Source organism: Streptomyces sp. RKAG290 (genome assembly GCF_023701695.1).
Classification (GTDB): domain Bacteria; phylum Actinomycetota; class Actinomycetes; order Streptomycetales; family Streptomycetaceae; genus Streptomyces.
Window position 1 is genome coordinate 4536578 of record NZ_JAJOZC010000001.1, and the last position, 16513, is coordinate 4553090.

A 16513-nucleotide genomic window follows, 5' to 3' on the forward strand; every position below is an offset into this window, starting at 1 on the left:
GAGCCGTTCCTCGTACCCCTGTGCGGCAACCATCCGTCCGAGAGGAGCGTCCTCCTCCGCAACCGGTGCGCCCGGGACGGTAGACCCGGCCCCTCCGGAAATTCCGGACAAAGCGGTAACCTGCCGGACCCGGTCATCCACCGCCGTGACCCCGGCCATGATCGGCCGGGCAGGCCCTAGAGTGGGCCGGAAACTCCCGGACGGATCCGGGGGACCGCAAGCACCACGATCAGCAGGGAGCGCATGACGTGCGGCCGGTAGGCAGCAAGTACCTGCTCGAGGAGCCGCTGGGACGCGGCGCCACGGGCACCGTCTGGCGTGCCCGCCAGCGCGAGGCCGCGGGAGCCGAGGCGGCCGTCGCCGGCCAGCCCGGCGAGACAGTGGCGATCAAGGTCCTCAAGGAGGAGCTCGCCAACGACGCGGATGTCGTGATGCGGTTCCTGCGCGAGCGCTCCGTGCTGCTGCGGCTGACCCACCCGAACATCGTGCGCACCAGGGACCTGGTCGTGGAGGGTGATCTCCTCGCCCTCGTGATGGACCTGGTCGACGGCCCTGACCTGCACCGCTACCTCCGCGACAACGGTCCGCTCACCCCGGTCGCCGCCTCGCTGCTCACCGCGCAGATCGCGGACGCGCTCGCCGCGAGTCACGCCGACGGCGTCGTCCACCGCGACCTGAAGCCCGCCAACGTGCTGCTCGACGAGCGCGACGGCAGGATGCACCCGATGCTCACCGACTTCGGCATCGCCCGGCTCGCGGACTCCCCGGGGCTGACCCGGACCCACGAGTTCGTCGGTACGCCGGCCTATGTGGCGCCCGAGTCGGCCGAGGGCCGTCCGCAGACCTCCGCCGTCGACATCTACGGCGCCGGAATCCTGCTGTACGAGCTGCTCACCGGCCGGCCGCCGTTCGCCGGCGGCACCGCGCTGGAGGTCCTGCACCGGCACCTCAGCGAGGAGCCCCGCCGCCCCAGTACCGTTCCCGCGCCGCTGTGGACCGTCATGGAGCGCTGCCTCAGCAAGGACCCGGACCGGCGGCCCAGCGCCGAGAACCTGGCCCGCGCGCTGCGTACCGTCGCCGCCGGCATCGGTGTGCACGCGAACTCGGCGCAGATCGCGGCCGCCGACGGGGTGGGCGCCCTGCTCGCACCCGACCCGGCGCCCACGGCCGTCCCGGAGGCGCCGGGGGCGGCTGACCCGACGCAGGTGCTGCCGAGCAACGCCGGCTCGTACGACCCGAACGCCTACGACCCCAACGCGGCCACCAGCGTGATGCAGCAGAACCCCGGCCAGGGCGGCACTCACGCCGACCCGACCTCGGTCATGCCGCCCGTCCCGCCGCGCCCGGAGGGGACTCCGCAGCCCGACGGGCCGCACCCCTGGCAGTCCCAGCTCCAGGCCGCACGCGACCGCAACGAGCAGACGCAGGTCCAGTACCTCGACCCGAGCCAGGACCCGCTGCGCCGCCGCCCCCAGCGTCAGCAGCAGCCCCAGCAACAGCAGCCGCGTCGCCAGCAGCAGCAACAGCCGCAGCAGTACTCCCAGCGGCAGCAGCCCCAGCAGCAGTACCAGCCGCAGCAACAGCAGTACCAGCCGCAGCAGCAGCGCCAGCAGTACGCGCCGCCGCAGCAGCCCCAGCAGCCTGCTCAGCGGCCGCCCCGCGAGCCCAGGCAGCGCAGCGCCAACCCGATGAAGATCCCCGGCCTCGGCTGTCTGAAGGGCTGCCTGTTCACGCTCGTCCTGCTCTTCGTCGCGAGCTGGCTGGTCTGGGAACTGACCCCGCTGAAGGACTGGATCGGCCAGGGGCAGAGCTACTGGCACGCGATCAGCGACGCGGCCTCCACCGTGAGCGACTGGGTCTCGAAGGTGGGCGGCAGCAGCGGTAACTGACGGGGCGCCGGACCACCGGTCCGGCCGGCCGCTCCGCAGTCCTGTAGCTATGTCGACTTCTGCGGGTCAATTCCGCGGCATTTCGCCCGTAGAAGTGAAGGTTGGCGCCATCCAGGGCACGCAACCCCCCGATCGCCGCGTAACTTTGTCGACCGGGGGTTGTTGAGCGAGGGTCCATCGCCAGCCGCTGAGGGAGCAGTCTTGGCACGCAATATCGGCAGCCGGTACACCGCGCACCAGATCCTGGGGCGCGGCAGCGCCGGCACGGTGTGGCTCGGTGACGGCCCCGAGGGGCCCGTAGCCATCAAGCTGCTCCGCGAGGACCTCGCGTCCGACCAGGAACTCGTGGGCCGCTTCGTCCAGGAGCGCACCGCCCTGCTCGGACTCGACCACCCGCACGTCGTCGCCGTGCGCGACCTCGTGGTGGACGGCAACGACCTGGCCCTCGTCATGAACCTGGTCCGCGGCACGGACCTGCGCACCCGGCTCGACCGCGAACGCCGGCTGGCCCCGGCGGCCGCCGTGGCGATCGTCGCGGACGTCGCCGACGGCCTGGCCGCCGCGCACGCCGCCGGGGTGGTCCACCGCGACGTCAAGCCGGAGAACATCCTGCTCGACATGGAGGGCCCGCTCGGCCCCGGCAACTCCCACCCCGCGCTGCTCACCGACTTCGGCGTGGCCAAGCTGATCGACACCCCGCGCCGCACCAAGGCCACCAAGATCATCGGTACCCCTGACTACCTGGCCCCCGAGATCGTCGAGGGCCTCCCGCCGCGCGCCGCCGTCGACATCTACGCCCTCGCGACGGTGCTGTACGAGCTCCTCGCGGGCTTCACGCCCTTCGGCGGCGGCCACCCCGGTGCGGTCCTGCGCCGCCATGTCACCGAGACCGTCGTCCCGCTCCCCGGCATCCCCGAGGAGCTCTGGCAGCTGCTCGTCCAGTGCCTGGCCAAGGCCCCCGCCTCCCGGCTGCGCGCCTCCGAGCTGGCGGCCCGGCTGCGCGAACAGCTCCCGCATCTGACGGGCATCCCGCCGCTGGACGTGGACGAACCGGACGACGAACCGGAGCCCCAGCCGCACGGGCAGGGCTACGACGAGCAGCAGTACACCCCGGCGGCGGAGGAACCCCGCCGCCGCGGCGCGGTCCCGCTGGTCCCCGGGTCGTCCCCGGACTCCAACCGGGACACCCACACGAGCATGCGCGTCCCGGCCCCCGACGAGCTCTCCGGCGGCCCCCGGGGCACCGCCCGCGCCCCGCGCGCCCCGGGCCGGCCACGCCCGGGCTCGGCCCGCAACAAGTCGGCGGCCATCCGCAAGCGCCGCCTCACCCTGGGGGCGGCGGCCCTGCTGCTGGTCGCGGGGGTCGGTGTGGGCGGCTGGCTGGCGATGGGCGGCGACGACACGGGCGCGAACCCGCAGGACACGAAGAACTCCGCTCCCGGCACCCCCTGAGCACCGGGAACCCGGCCTCCGGAGCTCCGGAGGCGACGGGTGGGGAGAGGGCGGCCGCAGCGGCGATCACGCGGCCCGAGGAACGTCCGCGCCGACAGCCGTTACGCTGGACCCGTGGCAGTCGTCGATATTTCCGAAGAGCTGAAGTCCCTCTCCTCGACCATGGGGTCGATCGAGGCCGTCCTGGACCTGGATGCGCTGAGGTCGGGCATCGCCGTGCTCGAGGAGCAGGCGGCCGCGCCGTCCCTCTGGGATGACCCGGAGGCGGCGCAGAAGATCACCAGCAAGCTTTCGCACATGCAGGCGGAGGTCCGTAAGACCGAGGCCCTGCGCGGCCGGATCGACGACCTCGAGGTCCTCTTCGAGCTCGCCGAGGACGAGGGTGACGCCGACGCGCTCGCCGAGGCCGAGACGGAGCTGGCCTCCGTCAAGAAGGCGCTCGACGAGATGGAGGTCCGTACCCTCCTGTCCGGCGAGTACGACGCCCGCGAGGCCCTGGTCACCATCCGCGCCGAGGCCGGTGGCGTCGATGCCGCAGACTTCGCGGAGAAGCTCCAGCGCATGTACCTCCGCTGGGCCGAGCGGCACAACTACAAGACCGAGGTCTACGAGACGGCCTACGCCGAAGAGGCCGGAATCAAGTCGACCACCTTCGCCGTGGAGGTGCCGTACGCCTACGGCACGCTCTCCGTCGAACAGGGCACCCACCGGCTCGTCCGGATCTCCCCGTTCGACAATCAGGGCCGGCGCCAGACGTCCTTCGCGGGCGTCGAGGTGCTGCCCGTGGTGGAGCAGACGGACCACGTCGAGATCGACGAGTCCGAGCTCCGCATCGACGTGTACCGCTCCTCCGGCCCCGGCGGCCAGGGCGTCAACACCACGGACTCCGCGGTCCGGCTGACCCACCTGCCGACCGGCATCGTCGTCTCCTGTCAGAACGAGCGCTCGCAGATCCAGAACAAGGCATCCGCGATGAACGTCCTCCAGGCGAAGCTCCTTGAGCGCCGCCGCCAGGAGGAGCAGGCGAAGATGAACGCGCTCAAGGGCGACGGCGGCAACTCCTGGGGCAACCAGATGCGTTCGTACGTCCTGCACCCGTACCAGATGGTCAAGGACCTGCGTACGGAGTTCGAGATGGGCAACCCGGAAGCGGTCTTCAACGGCGAGATCGACGGCTTCGTGGAGGCGGGCATCCGCTGGCGCAAGCAGAGCGAGAAGTAGCCTCACCCGCACAGCAGTTGAGCCCGGGCGGTCACCACCGCCCGGGCTCTTCCTTGTTCCGGTTCGGGCGAGTTGGGGGGGATGTCGTGGTGAGTGCGTCACAGTCGTGGTTCCGAATGACGGTCAACTGGCGTCAAAACGGGGCACTTTCCTCGGAACGGCCTTGACGTAGTCCTTAACTCTGGACAGGCTGCTGGAGCAGCATGCGTATGTCTGGGACGGGTGTGATCGGGGGCGGGCGGCATGGCCACGGCACGACGTGGGCCGGCGTTCGGAGCAAACCCCGCTGGGCCACCGCCCCGCATATGGCTGCTCCATTGACGAGAACAGCTACTGGGGGTAGCAGCACATGACGAAGAAGACGCGAGTCCGCGTCGCGCGGATAGCCGCCGGTGCGGTCATTGCCGCCGGCGCCTCGCTCACCGCCGCAGGTGCGGCGCAGGCCATCGGCATCGGTGTCGAGGTCCCGGGTATCGGCGTCAACGCCGAGGCGAACCAGGACGGCCTGAACATCGGCGTCAGCGGCGAGGACGACGCGGCCGGCGGCGGTGACGCCACTGGTGGTGAAGACGCTGCTGGTGGTGGCGACGCGGCCGGTGGTGCTGACGTGGCCGGTGGTGGCGATGTCGCCGGTGGCGCCGATGTCGCCGGTGGTGGAGATGTCGCTGGTGGCGAGGACGCTGCGGGTGGCGGTGACGCTGCTGCTGGTGGTGAAGACGCTGCGGGTGGCGGTGACGCTGCTGCTGGTGGCGAGGACGCTGCGGGTGGCGGTGACGCTGCTGCTGGTGGCGAGGACGCTGCGGGTGGCGGTGACGCTGCTGCTGGTGGCGAGGACGCTGCGGGTGGCGGTGACGCTGCTGCTGGTGGTGAAGACGCTGCGGGTGGCGGTGACGCTGCTGCTGGTGGTGAAGACGCTGCGGGTGGCGGTGACGCTGCTGCTGGTGGCGGCGACGCTGCGGGTGGCGGCGACGGTGGCGGTGACGCTGCCGGCGGTGGTGACGCGACCGGTGGCACCGGGTCCGCCACCGGTGGCGACGACGCCAACACCTGCACCGTCGACCTCGACGGTGCCGAGTGCGCCGACAACACCGACACCGACTCGGTCGGCAACCAGCCGGCCGAGCAGGGCAAGGGCAAGGACGAGCTCGCCGAGACCGGTGCAGCCGAGACCACGTTCCTGCTGATCGGTGCCGCGACGATGATCGCCGGAGGCATCGGCTTCCGGTTCCTGCCGCGTCTGGTCAACGGCCGTACGGTCGCCTAGGTCCGACAGCGGTAGCGGTACACGTACGCACAGAGGGACCCGGTCCGCTTCCGCGGACCGGGTCCCTCTGTGCGTGAGCGGGCGAGGCCGGTCAAGCCGTGGTCCTCGCGGACTCCCGGGGCTCCGTGGCGGGGGGAAGCTCCACCGACCCCACCGGGTCAGCCTCCACGACCTCCGCGGCCGGCGTGCTCGTGGACGACGCCTCCTCCCGCCGCGCGGACAGGAAGCTGACAGCCGCGCAGACCAGCGCGATCCCGCCGACGACGTACCAGTTGAGGCCCGGGATGTCGGTGGAGTGCGACAGGTCGTAGAGCGCCCCGGCGGTCAGCGTGCCGACCATGTTGCCGAAGCTGCGGAAGAAGTGCATGGCACCCATCGCCCGCGCGAGCCGGTCCGCCGGCATCCGGTTGGCCACCCACAGGTCGAAGGACGGGGTGAACAGGATGTCGCCGAAGACCACGACCAGGCAGCCCACGACCACCCAGGTCGCCGTCTGCCCCGCACCGAAGAGACCGTAGGCCACCGCCATCGCCAGGAACGCGACGCCCATGACCTGGCCGGGGCGCAGCCGCTTGGACATGTAGCGGAACGCCGGGTACTGAAGGACCAGGAGCGCGAGACCGGTGATCCAGAACGGGGTGGAGACCGGCAGGTCCGAGGCGAACTCGTCCATGTGCAGCGGCATGCCGACGAGGAAGCTGATCGACAGCACCCAGAAGACGCTGGAGAGCAGGAAGTAGCTCCCGCCGCCGCCGAGCTGAAGCCCCTTCAGGACCGCCACGTTGACCAGCGGTGTCTTCACGGCCACCCGGTCGGCCTGACCGCCCGCGTCGGTGGGGATGAACGACGCCGCGGCGGCGCAGTACCCGGCGAACAGGATGAACACCACCAGGAACAGGATGGCCATCGACGAGCCGAGGAACAGCCCGCCGATCACCGAGCCGGCGATGACACCGAGCTGGCAGGACATCTGGAACGACGAGAAGGCCTTGGGGCGGTCCTTCTCCGGCAGCGTGCCCAGGATGTTCTTCAGGCCGGGGAAGGAGATCCCGGAGCCGAAGCCGACGAAGAAGGCCAGCAGGCTGTAGAACGGCACGCCGTCCGCGAAGCCCATGCCGCCCAGCGCGACGGCCTCCACGGCGATGCCCACGATGATGCTGGCACGGGTGCCGAACCGGGCGGCGACCCCTTCGTAGAAGAAGGTGGCGCTCAGCCGGCCCACGTACGTCAGGAACATCACGAATCCGGCCCAGAAGCCGCTGTACTCCACGCCGAGCGTCGAGATCAGGTGCGGGAACCAGATGTAGTTGCCGATGTGGGCGAGCGCGATGCCGGAGTTGACGCCCAGCAGCACCTTGCGGCTCTCCGGGCTCAGAACATGGCGTTCCTGGCGGCTCATACGGTGACCTTTCCTTGAGTGGGGGTGGCGCGCAGGTCGCGGATGGCCGTCACGACCGCGGCACGGTCGAGCGCCCGGCCCCGGATGTACGTGGCCTGCGGAAGCTCCGACAGGGGCCGGCCGGCCGCCGCCGGCGCGATCAGGTTGAACGTGGCGGGACGGCCCTGCGCGATGAGGTCCGTCCCCGGCTCGCGCCCCGACAGCTCGTCGAAGAAGCCACGGGCCGTCGTGGTCGCGGTACGCAGCAGGGCGTCGCGCAGCCCCGGCTTGCCCAGGTCGTCACCGGCCAGCAGATCCAGCTCGCCCTTGAGCGCGTCGCCGTGGAACGCACCGGTGTTGCCGCAGTCCGTCCCGATCAGCAGCGCCCCGCGCTCCAGCGCCGCCAGGCTGTTGTCGCGCATGTTGACCAGTGCCGCGGTCCGGGTGTCCTGGACCTTGAACTGAATGCCGAACGGTTCCTCGATCGCCGACACGTACTCCAGGTTGGCGAGGTCCTGGGTCTCCCGGAATCCGGGCCGCCGGTACTCCCGCAGGAAGTCCTCGCGCTCCATGATCATGGGGCGCAGCCCGCTGAGGGTGGACACGAACCGGGCGCCCGCCAGCTTCTGCCAGTCGGCGGCCGACAGCCCGACGTCGCGCACCGGGTGGGCGAAGATGCGGAAGCCGAAGTCGTAGGCCTGCATCACCTCGTCCCGGGTGTTGCAGTCGATGACTGTTCTCAGCCCGTGCTCGGCGGCCAGCCGCGGCACGTGGGCGAGGATCTCTCCCGGCAGCCGGGAGAAGCGCTTGGCGCTCTCCGGCTGTTCGGCACCCTCGGTGAACATGACCTTCAGGAAGGTCGCGCCGCGGGCCGCGTTGGCCGCCAGCACCGTGGCCAGATCGTCCTGGACGCCCAGCATGAAGACGGGGGCCGGGAACTCGACACCGTGACCGTAGTGGCCGTCGGTGTCCTTGGTGGCCGTGGCCGCGTAGCCGCAGTGAGCCACCTCGGGCCAGGGCAGCGCCGACTCCTGCCTGCCCTGCTCCCAGCCGTCCTTGACCAGCGGGAAGCCGAACATGTCCACGACGTGCGTGACCCCGTGGTACAGGTACTGCATCGCCGAGATACGAGGGTCGTCGAGCGAGTCGTCGAAGTTGGCGGGCAGCGCGAGGTGGGCGTGCGCCTCGGTGAAGCCGGGCCACAGCTCGGGCGTGACGGCGTCGTCCGGGTCCCGCTCGGCGACGGGCGTCACGGAGGAGAAGTGGCCGTCCTCGACGGCGACTTCGTACACCGCCGTCGGATCGAGTTCCGGAATGGCTGCGCGCATCAGCGGGCCACCTGAACCGAGATGGTGAACTCGATGTCGTCCAGCGCCGCCCGCACCCGGCCGGACGCCTCGTCGCGGTCCTTGCCGGTGTAGATCAGGTGACCGAGCCAGTCGAAGTTGCTCTTGGACAGCCGGGACACCGTGCGGCCGGGCTTGGCGTACGCCAGTGCCTCCACGAAGCCCGGGGAGCCCTTGAGCCGGTCGAAGCCGATGGAGACGAGCTCACCGTCGACGGGCGAGCCGAACCAGTGGCCGCCGGCGATGAGGTCACCGGGGACGGGCAGCTCGGGCTTCTCGCCGAGCGCCTGGCGGATGACCTCCAGGTAGGCGTTGACGCCGCTGGAGAGCTCCATCAACTGCGGCACGATGCCGCCGGTGAGCCGGCCGTTGACCTCGCACAGCACGGGTCCGTCCGCGGCGAGGATGTACTCGGCGTGGATGAAGCCGAAGTCGACGCCGAGGCCCTTGAGCACCTTCTCGTTCATCGTGAAGAGCTCCTCCTCCAGCGGGTGGCCGCGGAAGTAGGTCAGGCCCATCTCGATGAAGTACGGGAAGCCGCTCAGATTGCGGTCGGTGATGCCCAGGTTGACGATCTCGCCGCCCTGCAGCACGCAGGCCTCGACCGAGACCAGCTCGCCCTCGACGAACTCCTCGACGACGATCTCCGGGATGCGGGTCACACCGCGGCCGTAGTCGTCCACCTTCGCCAGGTCGGCGAGGTAGTCGGTGAGTTCCTGGTCGTTACGGAGCAGGAGCACGTGCAGGCTCGCGGTGCCGTCGGACGGCTTCACCACGCAGGGGAAGCCGATCTCGCGGACCGCCGCCACCATGTCCTTCGGGTCGGCGACGGCCACGAACCGCGGCTGGCGCACGTCGCTGTCCTGCAGCGTCAGGCGGGTGCGGTGCTTGTGGCGGGCGTTGAGCGCCCCCTCCACGCTCATCCCGGGCAGGCCGAGCGAGCGGGCCACCGACGCGGCGTGCACCGTGTGGTACTCGCTGTACGTCGTGACGCCGTGCACCGGCTTGTTGGCGTGGATCTCCTTGGCGAGCCGCTCCAGCTCGTCGATGGAGAAGGCCTCCACGCTCTTGATCACATCGCACTTGGGGTGCGCGAAGGCCGCCTCGGCCAGCGGTGAGGCGCCGAGGTAGAAGTCGGGGTCGGCGGAGACGAAGGTGACGTCGTGCCCCAGTTCGAGGGCGTTGGCGATGCCCTTGATGCCGTTCGGGTTGCATTCGACCATGAGGATGTGCATGGGAGATTCCTTCGCTAGGCAGGGTTGGGGGGAGAGTTCAGGGGAGGCGGATCACAGGCCCGTGGGGGACCTGACCGGGCTGCCGCGGCGAGAACGGCGGGCAGATCGAACCCGAGCCCGGCCATCACCTCGTGGTGGTCGCCGCCCTCGGTGGGCCAGGTGTGGCCCGCGTTCACGCCCGTGACCTCGCACCGGGGCATCAGGAGCGCCAGGGCCTCGGCGACCCCGCCCTCGCGCCGGTGCTCCTCGACGACCACGAACCGGGAGTGTTGCTCCGCCAGTTCGGTGGCCGCGCGGGCCAGGTGGGCGTGGTCCAGGTACACGAGATGGGCGTGGCCGAGTTCCGGTCGCCGCTCGCGCGCTTCGAGCGCCAGCCGGGTGCCCTCCTCGCCCACCGAGACCAGGCACGGCTCATCGGCCGTGCCCCGGGAGTCCCAGGTGACGAGGGGGAGTCCGGGTCCGTCGGACGGCAGTGAGGTGTACGAGGCGTTGCGTCCGGTCCGGATGTAGTGCGGCCTGCCCGACCGGGCCGCCGCACGGACCACCGCCCGCATCTCGGCCTCCCCGTACGGCGCCGCGATCGTCACGCCGGGCACGCTGCGCAGGACCGCCAGGTCCTCCAGGCAGTGGTGCGTGGTCCCGAACCAGGCGCCGGAGACGCCGGCATAGGGGGCGACGACGGTCACTCCGGCGTTGAGGTAGCCCAGCGTGAGCTTCAGGCTCTCCGCCGCCCTGAGCGCCGCGAACGGCGCGAAGGTCGACACGAAGGGCAGGTAGCCGCCCACCGCCAGGCCGGCGGCCATGTCCACCATGGCGCCCTCGGCGATGCCCAGATTGAAGAACCGCTCCGGGTGGGCGAGCTGGAAGGGGTGGTTCTTGCCGCCGAGGTCGGCCTCCAGGCAGAGCACCCGGGGGTCCTGCCGGGCGATCCCGGTGAGCTCGTCGCGGTAGGCGTCCCGGCCCGAGAGCGCCTTCGGCGCCGTCGACGCCTCCGTGATCACCGCCGTCATCGGATCGCTCGCTTCCACTTGGCGGCGCGCGCCGCGTCGATGGTGACGTAGTGGGAGGCGGCCTTGCCCTCCACGGCGGGGACGCCCTTGCCCTTGACCGTGTCGGCGACGACCGCCAGCGGCCGGGTGGCTCCCGAACGGTCGCCGGACAGCACCGCGGTGAGGGCGTCGAAGTCGTGCCCGTCCACCTCGGCCGTCTCGAAACCGAAGGCGGCGAACCGGGCGGCGAGCTGCGGCAGCGGCGAGACGTCCGCGACCATGCCGTCGTTCTGGCCGCCGTTGCGGTCGACCACCAGCACGAAGTTGCCCAGCCGCTGGGCGGCCGCGACCTGGCAGGTCTCCCAGACCAGGCCCTCCTGCAGCTCGCCGTCGCCCGTCACGGCGATGCCGAGCCCCGGCAGCCCGCCGAGCCTGCGGGCCATCGCCCAGCCGGCCGCGTAAGGCACCCCGTGGCCGAGGCTCCCGGTCGGGAAGCGCACCCCGGGCACCTTGGGGCCGGGGTGGCCGGTGTAGGGGTGGCCCGCCATGCCGTACAGCGGTGCCGGGTTCTCGGGCAGGGTGCCGTTCACGTAGAGCGCCGCGTACAGCCCGGCGGCCGCGTGGCCCTTGCTGAGGACGACCTCGGTGCCGTCACCGGACGAGGCCCGGTGCAGGCCCGCGATCAGGATGTCCAGTACGGACAGGCTGCCCCCGAGGTGGCAGCCGCGCGGGCTCGCGGCCATGTCGACGACGAGCCTGCGGGCCCGCAGGGCACGCTCCGCCAGCAGGGCGTGGTCCGGGGTGCGGGCACCGGCGGACGCCGGCAGGCCGGCCGTGTCGATCGTGTCGGTCAGGACGGTCATCATCGGCTCCCTTCCGGCAGGGCGAACCAGCGGGCCACCGCGTCGCCCAGCAGCGACCGCGCGGTGCGGTACTCCTCGGCGCCGATGCGCTCCTGGTCGGTGTGGTCGAGCGCGGAGTCACCGGGCCCGAAGGCGACCATCGGCACGCCGCGCCAGGTGGTGGCGAGCGTGTTCATGTCCGAAGTACCCTTCTTGACGACGAACCGGGGCCGGACGCCGGTCTGTGCGAAGGCCCGGGTGAAGACCTTGACCAGCGAACTGGTCCGGCCGCCGCTGTGGCCGGGGGTGGCCCGCTCCATCGAGATCTCGACGCCCTCGCCCTCGTGCGACCGGGCGGCCGCACGCAGCGCGTCGAGGTCGGCGCCCGGCGGTACCCGGAAGTTGAGGATGCCGACGGCACGGTTGTGCTCCCGGCCCGTCTCGCAGCGGACGTCGATGACGGCGCTCAGGGCGTCCGGGGCCTGCTCGGTCACCGAGGCCCTGATGGCTTCCAGGGCTCGGATCAGGGTGTCGGGCGCGGAGACCGCGTCCATGCCCGCCGAGTGGCCGCTGTCGACGGACGCCGTGACACGGAGCTTGAACAGGCCGTAGTAGCCGAGCGTCAGCTTGTCGCTGCCGCTGGGCTCACCGATGACGACGGCGTCGGCCGGGTAGTGGTCACGCGCGTGGAAGGCGCCCTTGGACGAGGAGATCTCCTCCTCGACCGCGCCCACCACCCGCAGCTGGCCGTCGGCCGGCACGTCGGCGGCGGCCAGCACCTCCAGGAAGGCGGCGAGGCTGCCCTTGGCGTCCACGCTGCCGCGGCCGTGCAGTTCGCCCTCGCGCCACTCGGCCGGCCAGTGGTGCGGCACCGTGTCCAGGTGGCCGAGCAGCAGCAGACCGCGGTCGCCGGTGCCGCGGGTGGCCACCAGGTTCCCGGCGGCGTCGATCTTGGCGTCGATGCCGCGCTCGGTGCACCAGTCCAGCAGGTAAGCGGCGAGCTCGTGCTCGTCCCCGGAGACGGACGGCACACCGACCGCCCGGCTCAGCAGGGCCAGGTCCGCCTCGGGCGCGCTGCCGCGCCAGAACCGGGTCCAGCCGGACGGATCGGCCAGGGTGTGCGGGCCGGTGATGGCGATGTCGGCGCTGCCGCCCTCCAGTGCCATCTCGGCGGCGCGCACCTTCTGCCGCATCCTGCCGCCCGCGTACTGTGCCGCCTCGCCCTGGTGGGCGTGGCGCAGCGTCGATGCCGGGTCCGACGGGTCGGTGAGCAGTCCGGCGGTGCCGGTGACCAGCCGCAGGTGGTCGGCGCCCAGCGCGTTGGACAGGGCCGCGGCGAGCACGTCGGCGTCCACGTTCAGCGGGGCGCCGCCCTCCCGGTCACGTACCGGTGCGGACAGGCACACCACGTCGTACGCGTCCAGCAGGGTCCGCAGCCGGGCGGTGTCGACCTCGGCCGGCACCCCGGCCCGGTGGTCGCGCACCACCCGGGTGCGGCCTTGCGCGGTCACCGTCTTCAGCGGCCGGTTGGCGCGCCCGGTGACCAGGGAGCCGCGTGCGGCGACCGCGGTGAACACGTCGAGCCCGAGCGCGCGCAGGCCGTCCTCGACCGCGGGCAGGGTGACCCGCTCGTACGCGTCGACCAGGTGCGCCATCTCCACGGGCGGGCAGTAGCGCACCGAGTCACCGTTGGCGAGGCGCAGTTCGGGCATGGGCCGGCCGATGGCGGAGTAGTGCCGCTCGATGCCGGCGGCACCCCCCGCGACCAGCAGGACCTGGGCGCCGCGCGCGACGAGCGCGGCGATCTCCGCGTGGACGGAGCCGCGGTCCAGGGTGGCGCTGCCCACCTTGACCACGTACAGGGGGCGGGTCACGGCGCCACCGCCGCGCAGCTGAGGCCGGTCCACTCGACGTAGCCGAGGGCCAGGTTCATCGTCTGGACCGCCTGGCCCGCCGCGCCCTTGATGAGGTTGTCGATCGCGGCGATGGTCACGCACTGGTCGCCTTCCACGTCGACCGCGACCTCGGCGATGTTCGACCCGACGACGGCCTTCAGCATCGGGAAGTCCTGCGGAGCCTTGGGGGACGGCCGTACCCGCAGGAACGCCTTGCCGGTGTACGCCTTGGCGTAGGCGCGCTTGACGTCGAGCGGGGAGACGCCCTCCTTCAGCCGGCTGTACGCCGAGATCAGGATGCCGCGCGGCACGTCCAGGCTGTGGGTCGAGAAGCGCAGGTCGGGAGCGGTGCCGGTGAAGTACGTCAACGCCTGCGTGATCTCCGGCAGATGACGGTGGCCGTGCAGCTTGTGCACCCGGAAGTTCCCGGACCGCTCCGCCGGCTGCTCGGAGCCGCCGCGGCCGCCACCGGTGGAGCCGGTCTTGGCGTCGACCACCACGTCCTGCTGGACCAGCCCTTCGGCGAAGAGCGGGTAGAGCGCGTAGATCGTCGCCACCGCCATGCAGCCGGGCAGATTGATGAACCGGCCCTCCGGCAGCGAGTCCGACAGATCCGGGACGTAGTAGACGAACTCGTCGGCCGGGGGGTGGGCCACCGACGCCGGGTAGTGCTTCGCCAGCTCCTGCGGGTTGTTCAGCCGGAAGTCGCCGGCCAGGTTGAGCACGTACTTGGCGCGGTCCGCGATCTGCGGCAGCCGCTCGGGCAGCGCTCCGGTGGGCAGGCAGGTGATGGCCACGTCGACCTCACCGAGCTGGTCCAGCGGGCGCATCTTGATGCCGGCGAGCCGCGGGTGGTTGCGCAGCCACGGATGGACGGCCCCCACCTGCCTGCCTGCGGCCCGCTCGGCGGACAGGAAGGCGAGCTCCACGTGGGGGTGGTTGAGCAGCAGCCGGATGACCTCGCCACCGGTGTAGCCGCTCGCGCCGATGACGGCGACGCGTATCTTCCGGTCGGGCGGGGGATTCTGGAGTGTCGACTTGTCAGCCAAGGCGGGCCGCCTTCTCATAGGGCCGGCGGTAGTCGCCGTCCGCGACGAGCTTGCGGATGGCGTCCGGGCGGCGGGCGACCTTGGTGAACGCGTCGGCGTAGCGCAGCGCCCGCTCGTACTCGACCGGTGAGCGCAGCTCGCGGCACAGGACCAGCGTCGAGTCGAGCATGGCGAGGGTCGACGGGAAGTCCTCCGGCCGGTGGTCACGCACCGCGCCCGGGTTCAGCGAGAACGGGTAGCCGTTGCCGAACCCCGCCCGGTGCACGAACGGCAGGTGGCAGGGGATGGGGGTGTTCTGCCACTCCCTGGCCGGCACGCCCTCGGCGACCAGCAGGTCGTGCACCGCGTCCTTGACCGCCCACACCGGCAGGTCCTCCAGGCCGACGGCCTCGGGCACCAGCGTGATCCGGTACATGTTGTACGCGTGGACGTGGCCCTCGGGGACGTACGGGGCGCGGAAGAACCCGGTGGAGTTCAGCGTGTCCGCGATCAGGCGCGAGTTACGGGCGCGCACCTCGTCGTAGTACGGCAGCCGCTCCAGCTGGCTCTGGCCGAACGCGGCGGCGACCCACGACATCTCGTAGTCGATGCCGTTGCGCGCGGTGTAGTCGACCGCGCGCCGGTGGGCCTCCTCGGTGGCGAAGAAGGCGATGCCGCCCTCGCCGCCGAGCGGGAAGTTCTTGTCGGCCATCAGGCTCTGGCCGGCCGCGTCACCGAACGAACCGGCCACGCGGTCACCGATCTTGGCCGAGTGCGCGTGCGAGGCGTCCTCGACGAGCGCGATGCCGTGCCGGTCCGCCAGTGCGCGCAGCGCGGGCACATCGGCCGGCAGCCCGTGCACGTGCACCGGCATGATGGCCCGGGTCCGGTCGGTGACGGCGGCGGCCGCGGCCGCCGGGTCCATGCAGTAGGTACGCGGGTCGATGTCGACGAACACCGGGATCGCGTGCGCGGCGACGACGGCCTGCGCGGTGGCGATGAAGGTGAACGCGGGCACGATGACCTCGTCACCGGGCTGCACACCGGCGCCGATCAGGGCGAGGTGCAGGCTGGAGGTGCCGCTCGCGGTGGGCAGCGCGTACTCGGCCCCGACGTAGCCGCGGTAGGCCTCGGCGAAATCGGAGACGACCTTCTCGGGCGCGCGGCGCTGCGAGAGCAGCATGTTGAAGACGTCTTCCTTGGTGATGATCGGGAAGAGCGTGCGGCGCAGTTCCTTGGGGATCAGCGCCTCGCCGCCGAAGGCGGCCAGTTCGGAGGCGAGTTCCTCGGCGGAGGGAAGCGGAAGGGGGGCGGAGGGAAAGTCGGTGATCAAGACGGGGCTCCGGTGGTGAGGGGGCGCGCGGCCTGGCTGAGGGCCATCCGGACGCAGGCCGCGACGAGAGGGCTCAGCCGGTAGTTGAACTGCACTCCGGGGATCAGATCCGCGTCGGCCTCCTCCTGCGTCCACATGGTGCGCAGGTCGTAGGCGCCGAAGATCTTCAGCCGCTCGGCGCGGGCCCAGACCGTGCGGTCGTCGGTGAGCATCGCGGCGGCGGGGCCGAAGCCGAGACCGGTGAGGTCCACCACCAGGGTGGGGGCGGACAGGTCCCGGGCCCGGTCGTCGAGCAGGTGGTCCCGGCTGGCGTCCAGCGAGATGTGGTCGAAGGCGGCCGGGCCCGGGTCGCTCGTGACGCCGACGCCCAGCCAGCGCAGGAACGCGGCGTCCTTGGCGGACAGCTCCGGCGCGTTGACGGTGTCGCCGTGGCCGATGCCCTGGCCGGCGAGGGCCGCGTGCACGGCGGCGCTGCGGCTGTTCAGCAGAACGGCGTGGGAGCGCCCGGTCCGCTTGGTCAGCAGACGTTCCAGGCCCGGGAGTTCCCGGTCGCTCTTCTCGATACTCATGACCACGCCGGAGGTCATGACCCGGGTGAGTACGGTCGCTGTGTCGAACAGTTCCATGAGATCTGTCTTCCT

The 16513-nt window shown here is 71.5% G+C and carries 13 protein-coding genes; 4 read left to right on the forward strand and 9 right to left on the reverse strand.

The annotated features are described in order from the left end of the window. The first annotated feature begins 248 nt into the window (after positions 1–248). The 4 genes from LNW71_RS19940 to LNW71_RS19955 all read left to right on the forward strand — a co-directional run bounded on the left by LNW71_RS19940 (position 249) and on the right by LNW71_RS19955 (position 5826). Positions 249–1889, forward strand: coding sequence for a serine/threonine-protein kinase (locus tag LNW71_RS19940; protein WP_250969472.1), 1641 nt, complete (start codon positions 249–251; stop codon positions 1887–1889). Positions 1890–2090: 201 nt separating this feature from the next. After that, positions 2091–3341: a serine/threonine-protein kinase gene (locus tag LNW71_RS19945; RefSeq protein WP_250969473.1), complete on the forward strand. Its 1251-nt coding sequence runs from the start codon at positions 2091–2093 to the stop codon at positions 3339–3341. Positions 3342–3455: 114 nt separating this feature from the next. Beyond that, positions 3456–4562 (forward strand): peptide chain release factor 2, encoded by a 1107-nt coding sequence (gene prfB / locus LNW71_RS19950; protein ID WP_250969474.1) that lies wholly within the window; start codon positions 3456–3458, stop codon positions 4560–4562. 349 nt (positions 4563–4911) lie between these two features. Then, a complete protein-coding gene (locus LNW71_RS19955; RefSeq protein WP_250969475.1) occupies positions 4912–5826 on the forward strand; it encodes an LPXTG cell wall anchor domain-containing protein in 915 nt (304 codons plus the stop codon). 91 nt (positions 5827–5917) lie between these two features. Here LNW71_RS19955 and LNW71_RS19960 read toward each other — a convergent pair whose 3' ends face one another. Genes LNW71_RS19960 through LNW71_RS20000 form a run of 9 tightly spaced genes read right to left on the reverse strand, consistent with a single transcriptional unit; the run spans position 5918 to position 16498 of the window. Beyond that, positions 5918–7225 carry an MFS transporter gene (locus LNW71_RS19960; RefSeq protein WP_250969476.1) on the reverse strand — a complete coding sequence of 436 codons (1308 nt, stop codon included), beginning with the start codon at positions 7223–7225 and terminating at the stop codon, positions 5918–5920. After that, entirely contained in the window at positions 7222–8532 is a 1311-nt protein-coding gene (locus LNW71_RS19965) for a hydrolase (RefSeq protein ID WP_250969477.1), read from the reverse strand. The genes LNW71_RS19960 and LNW71_RS19965 overlap by 4 nt, the downstream gene beginning before the upstream one ends. Then, a complete protein-coding gene (locus LNW71_RS19970) occupies positions 8532–9785 on the reverse strand; it encodes an ATP-grasp domain-containing protein (protein ID WP_250969478.1) in 1254 nt (417 codons plus the stop codon). Before LNW71_RS19970 ends, LNW71_RS19965 begins: the two co-directional genes overlap by 1 nt. Before the next feature lie 14 nt (positions 9786–9799). Further along, positions 9800–10795: a transketolase gene (locus LNW71_RS19975; protein WP_250969479.1), complete on the reverse strand. Its 996-nt coding sequence runs from the start codon at positions 10793–10795 to the stop codon at positions 9800–9802. Next, on the reverse strand, positions 10792–11637 hold the full coding sequence (locus LNW71_RS19980; RefSeq protein ID WP_250969480.1) for a thiamine pyrophosphate-dependent enzyme: 846 nt from the start codon (positions 11635–11637) through the stop codon (positions 10792–10794). The genes LNW71_RS19975 and LNW71_RS19980 overlap by 4 nt, the downstream gene beginning before the upstream one ends. Next, a complete protein-coding gene (locus LNW71_RS19985) occupies positions 11637–13490 on the reverse strand; it encodes a M20/M25/M40 family metallo-hydrolase (RefSeq protein ID WP_250969481.1) in 1854 nt (617 codons plus the stop codon). The genes LNW71_RS19980 and LNW71_RS19985 overlap by 1 nt, the downstream gene beginning before the upstream one ends. After that, positions 13487–14560: an N-acetyl-gamma-glutamyl-phosphate reductase gene (gene argC / locus LNW71_RS19990; protein WP_250969482.1), complete on the reverse strand. Its 1074-nt coding sequence runs from the start codon at positions 14558–14560 to the stop codon at positions 13487–13489. Before argC ends, LNW71_RS19985 begins: the two co-directional genes overlap by 4 nt. After that, the gene (locus LNW71_RS19995; RefSeq protein ID WP_250969483.1) at positions 14553–15872 is read right to left on the reverse strand and encodes a DegT/DnrJ/EryC1/StrS family aminotransferase; all 1320 of its coding nucleotides are present in this window, start codon (positions 15870–15872) and stop codon (positions 14553–14555) included. Before LNW71_RS19995 ends, argC begins: the two co-directional genes overlap by 8 nt. Next, positions 15869–16498, reverse strand: a complete 630-nt coding sequence (locus LNW71_RS20000; protein WP_250969484.1) for a degT/DnrJ/EryC1/StrS aminotransferase — start codon at positions 16496–16498, stop codon at positions 15869–15871. Before LNW71_RS20000 ends, LNW71_RS19995 begins: the two co-directional genes overlap by 4 nt. Between the last annotated feature and the right edge of the window lie 15 nt (positions 16499–16513).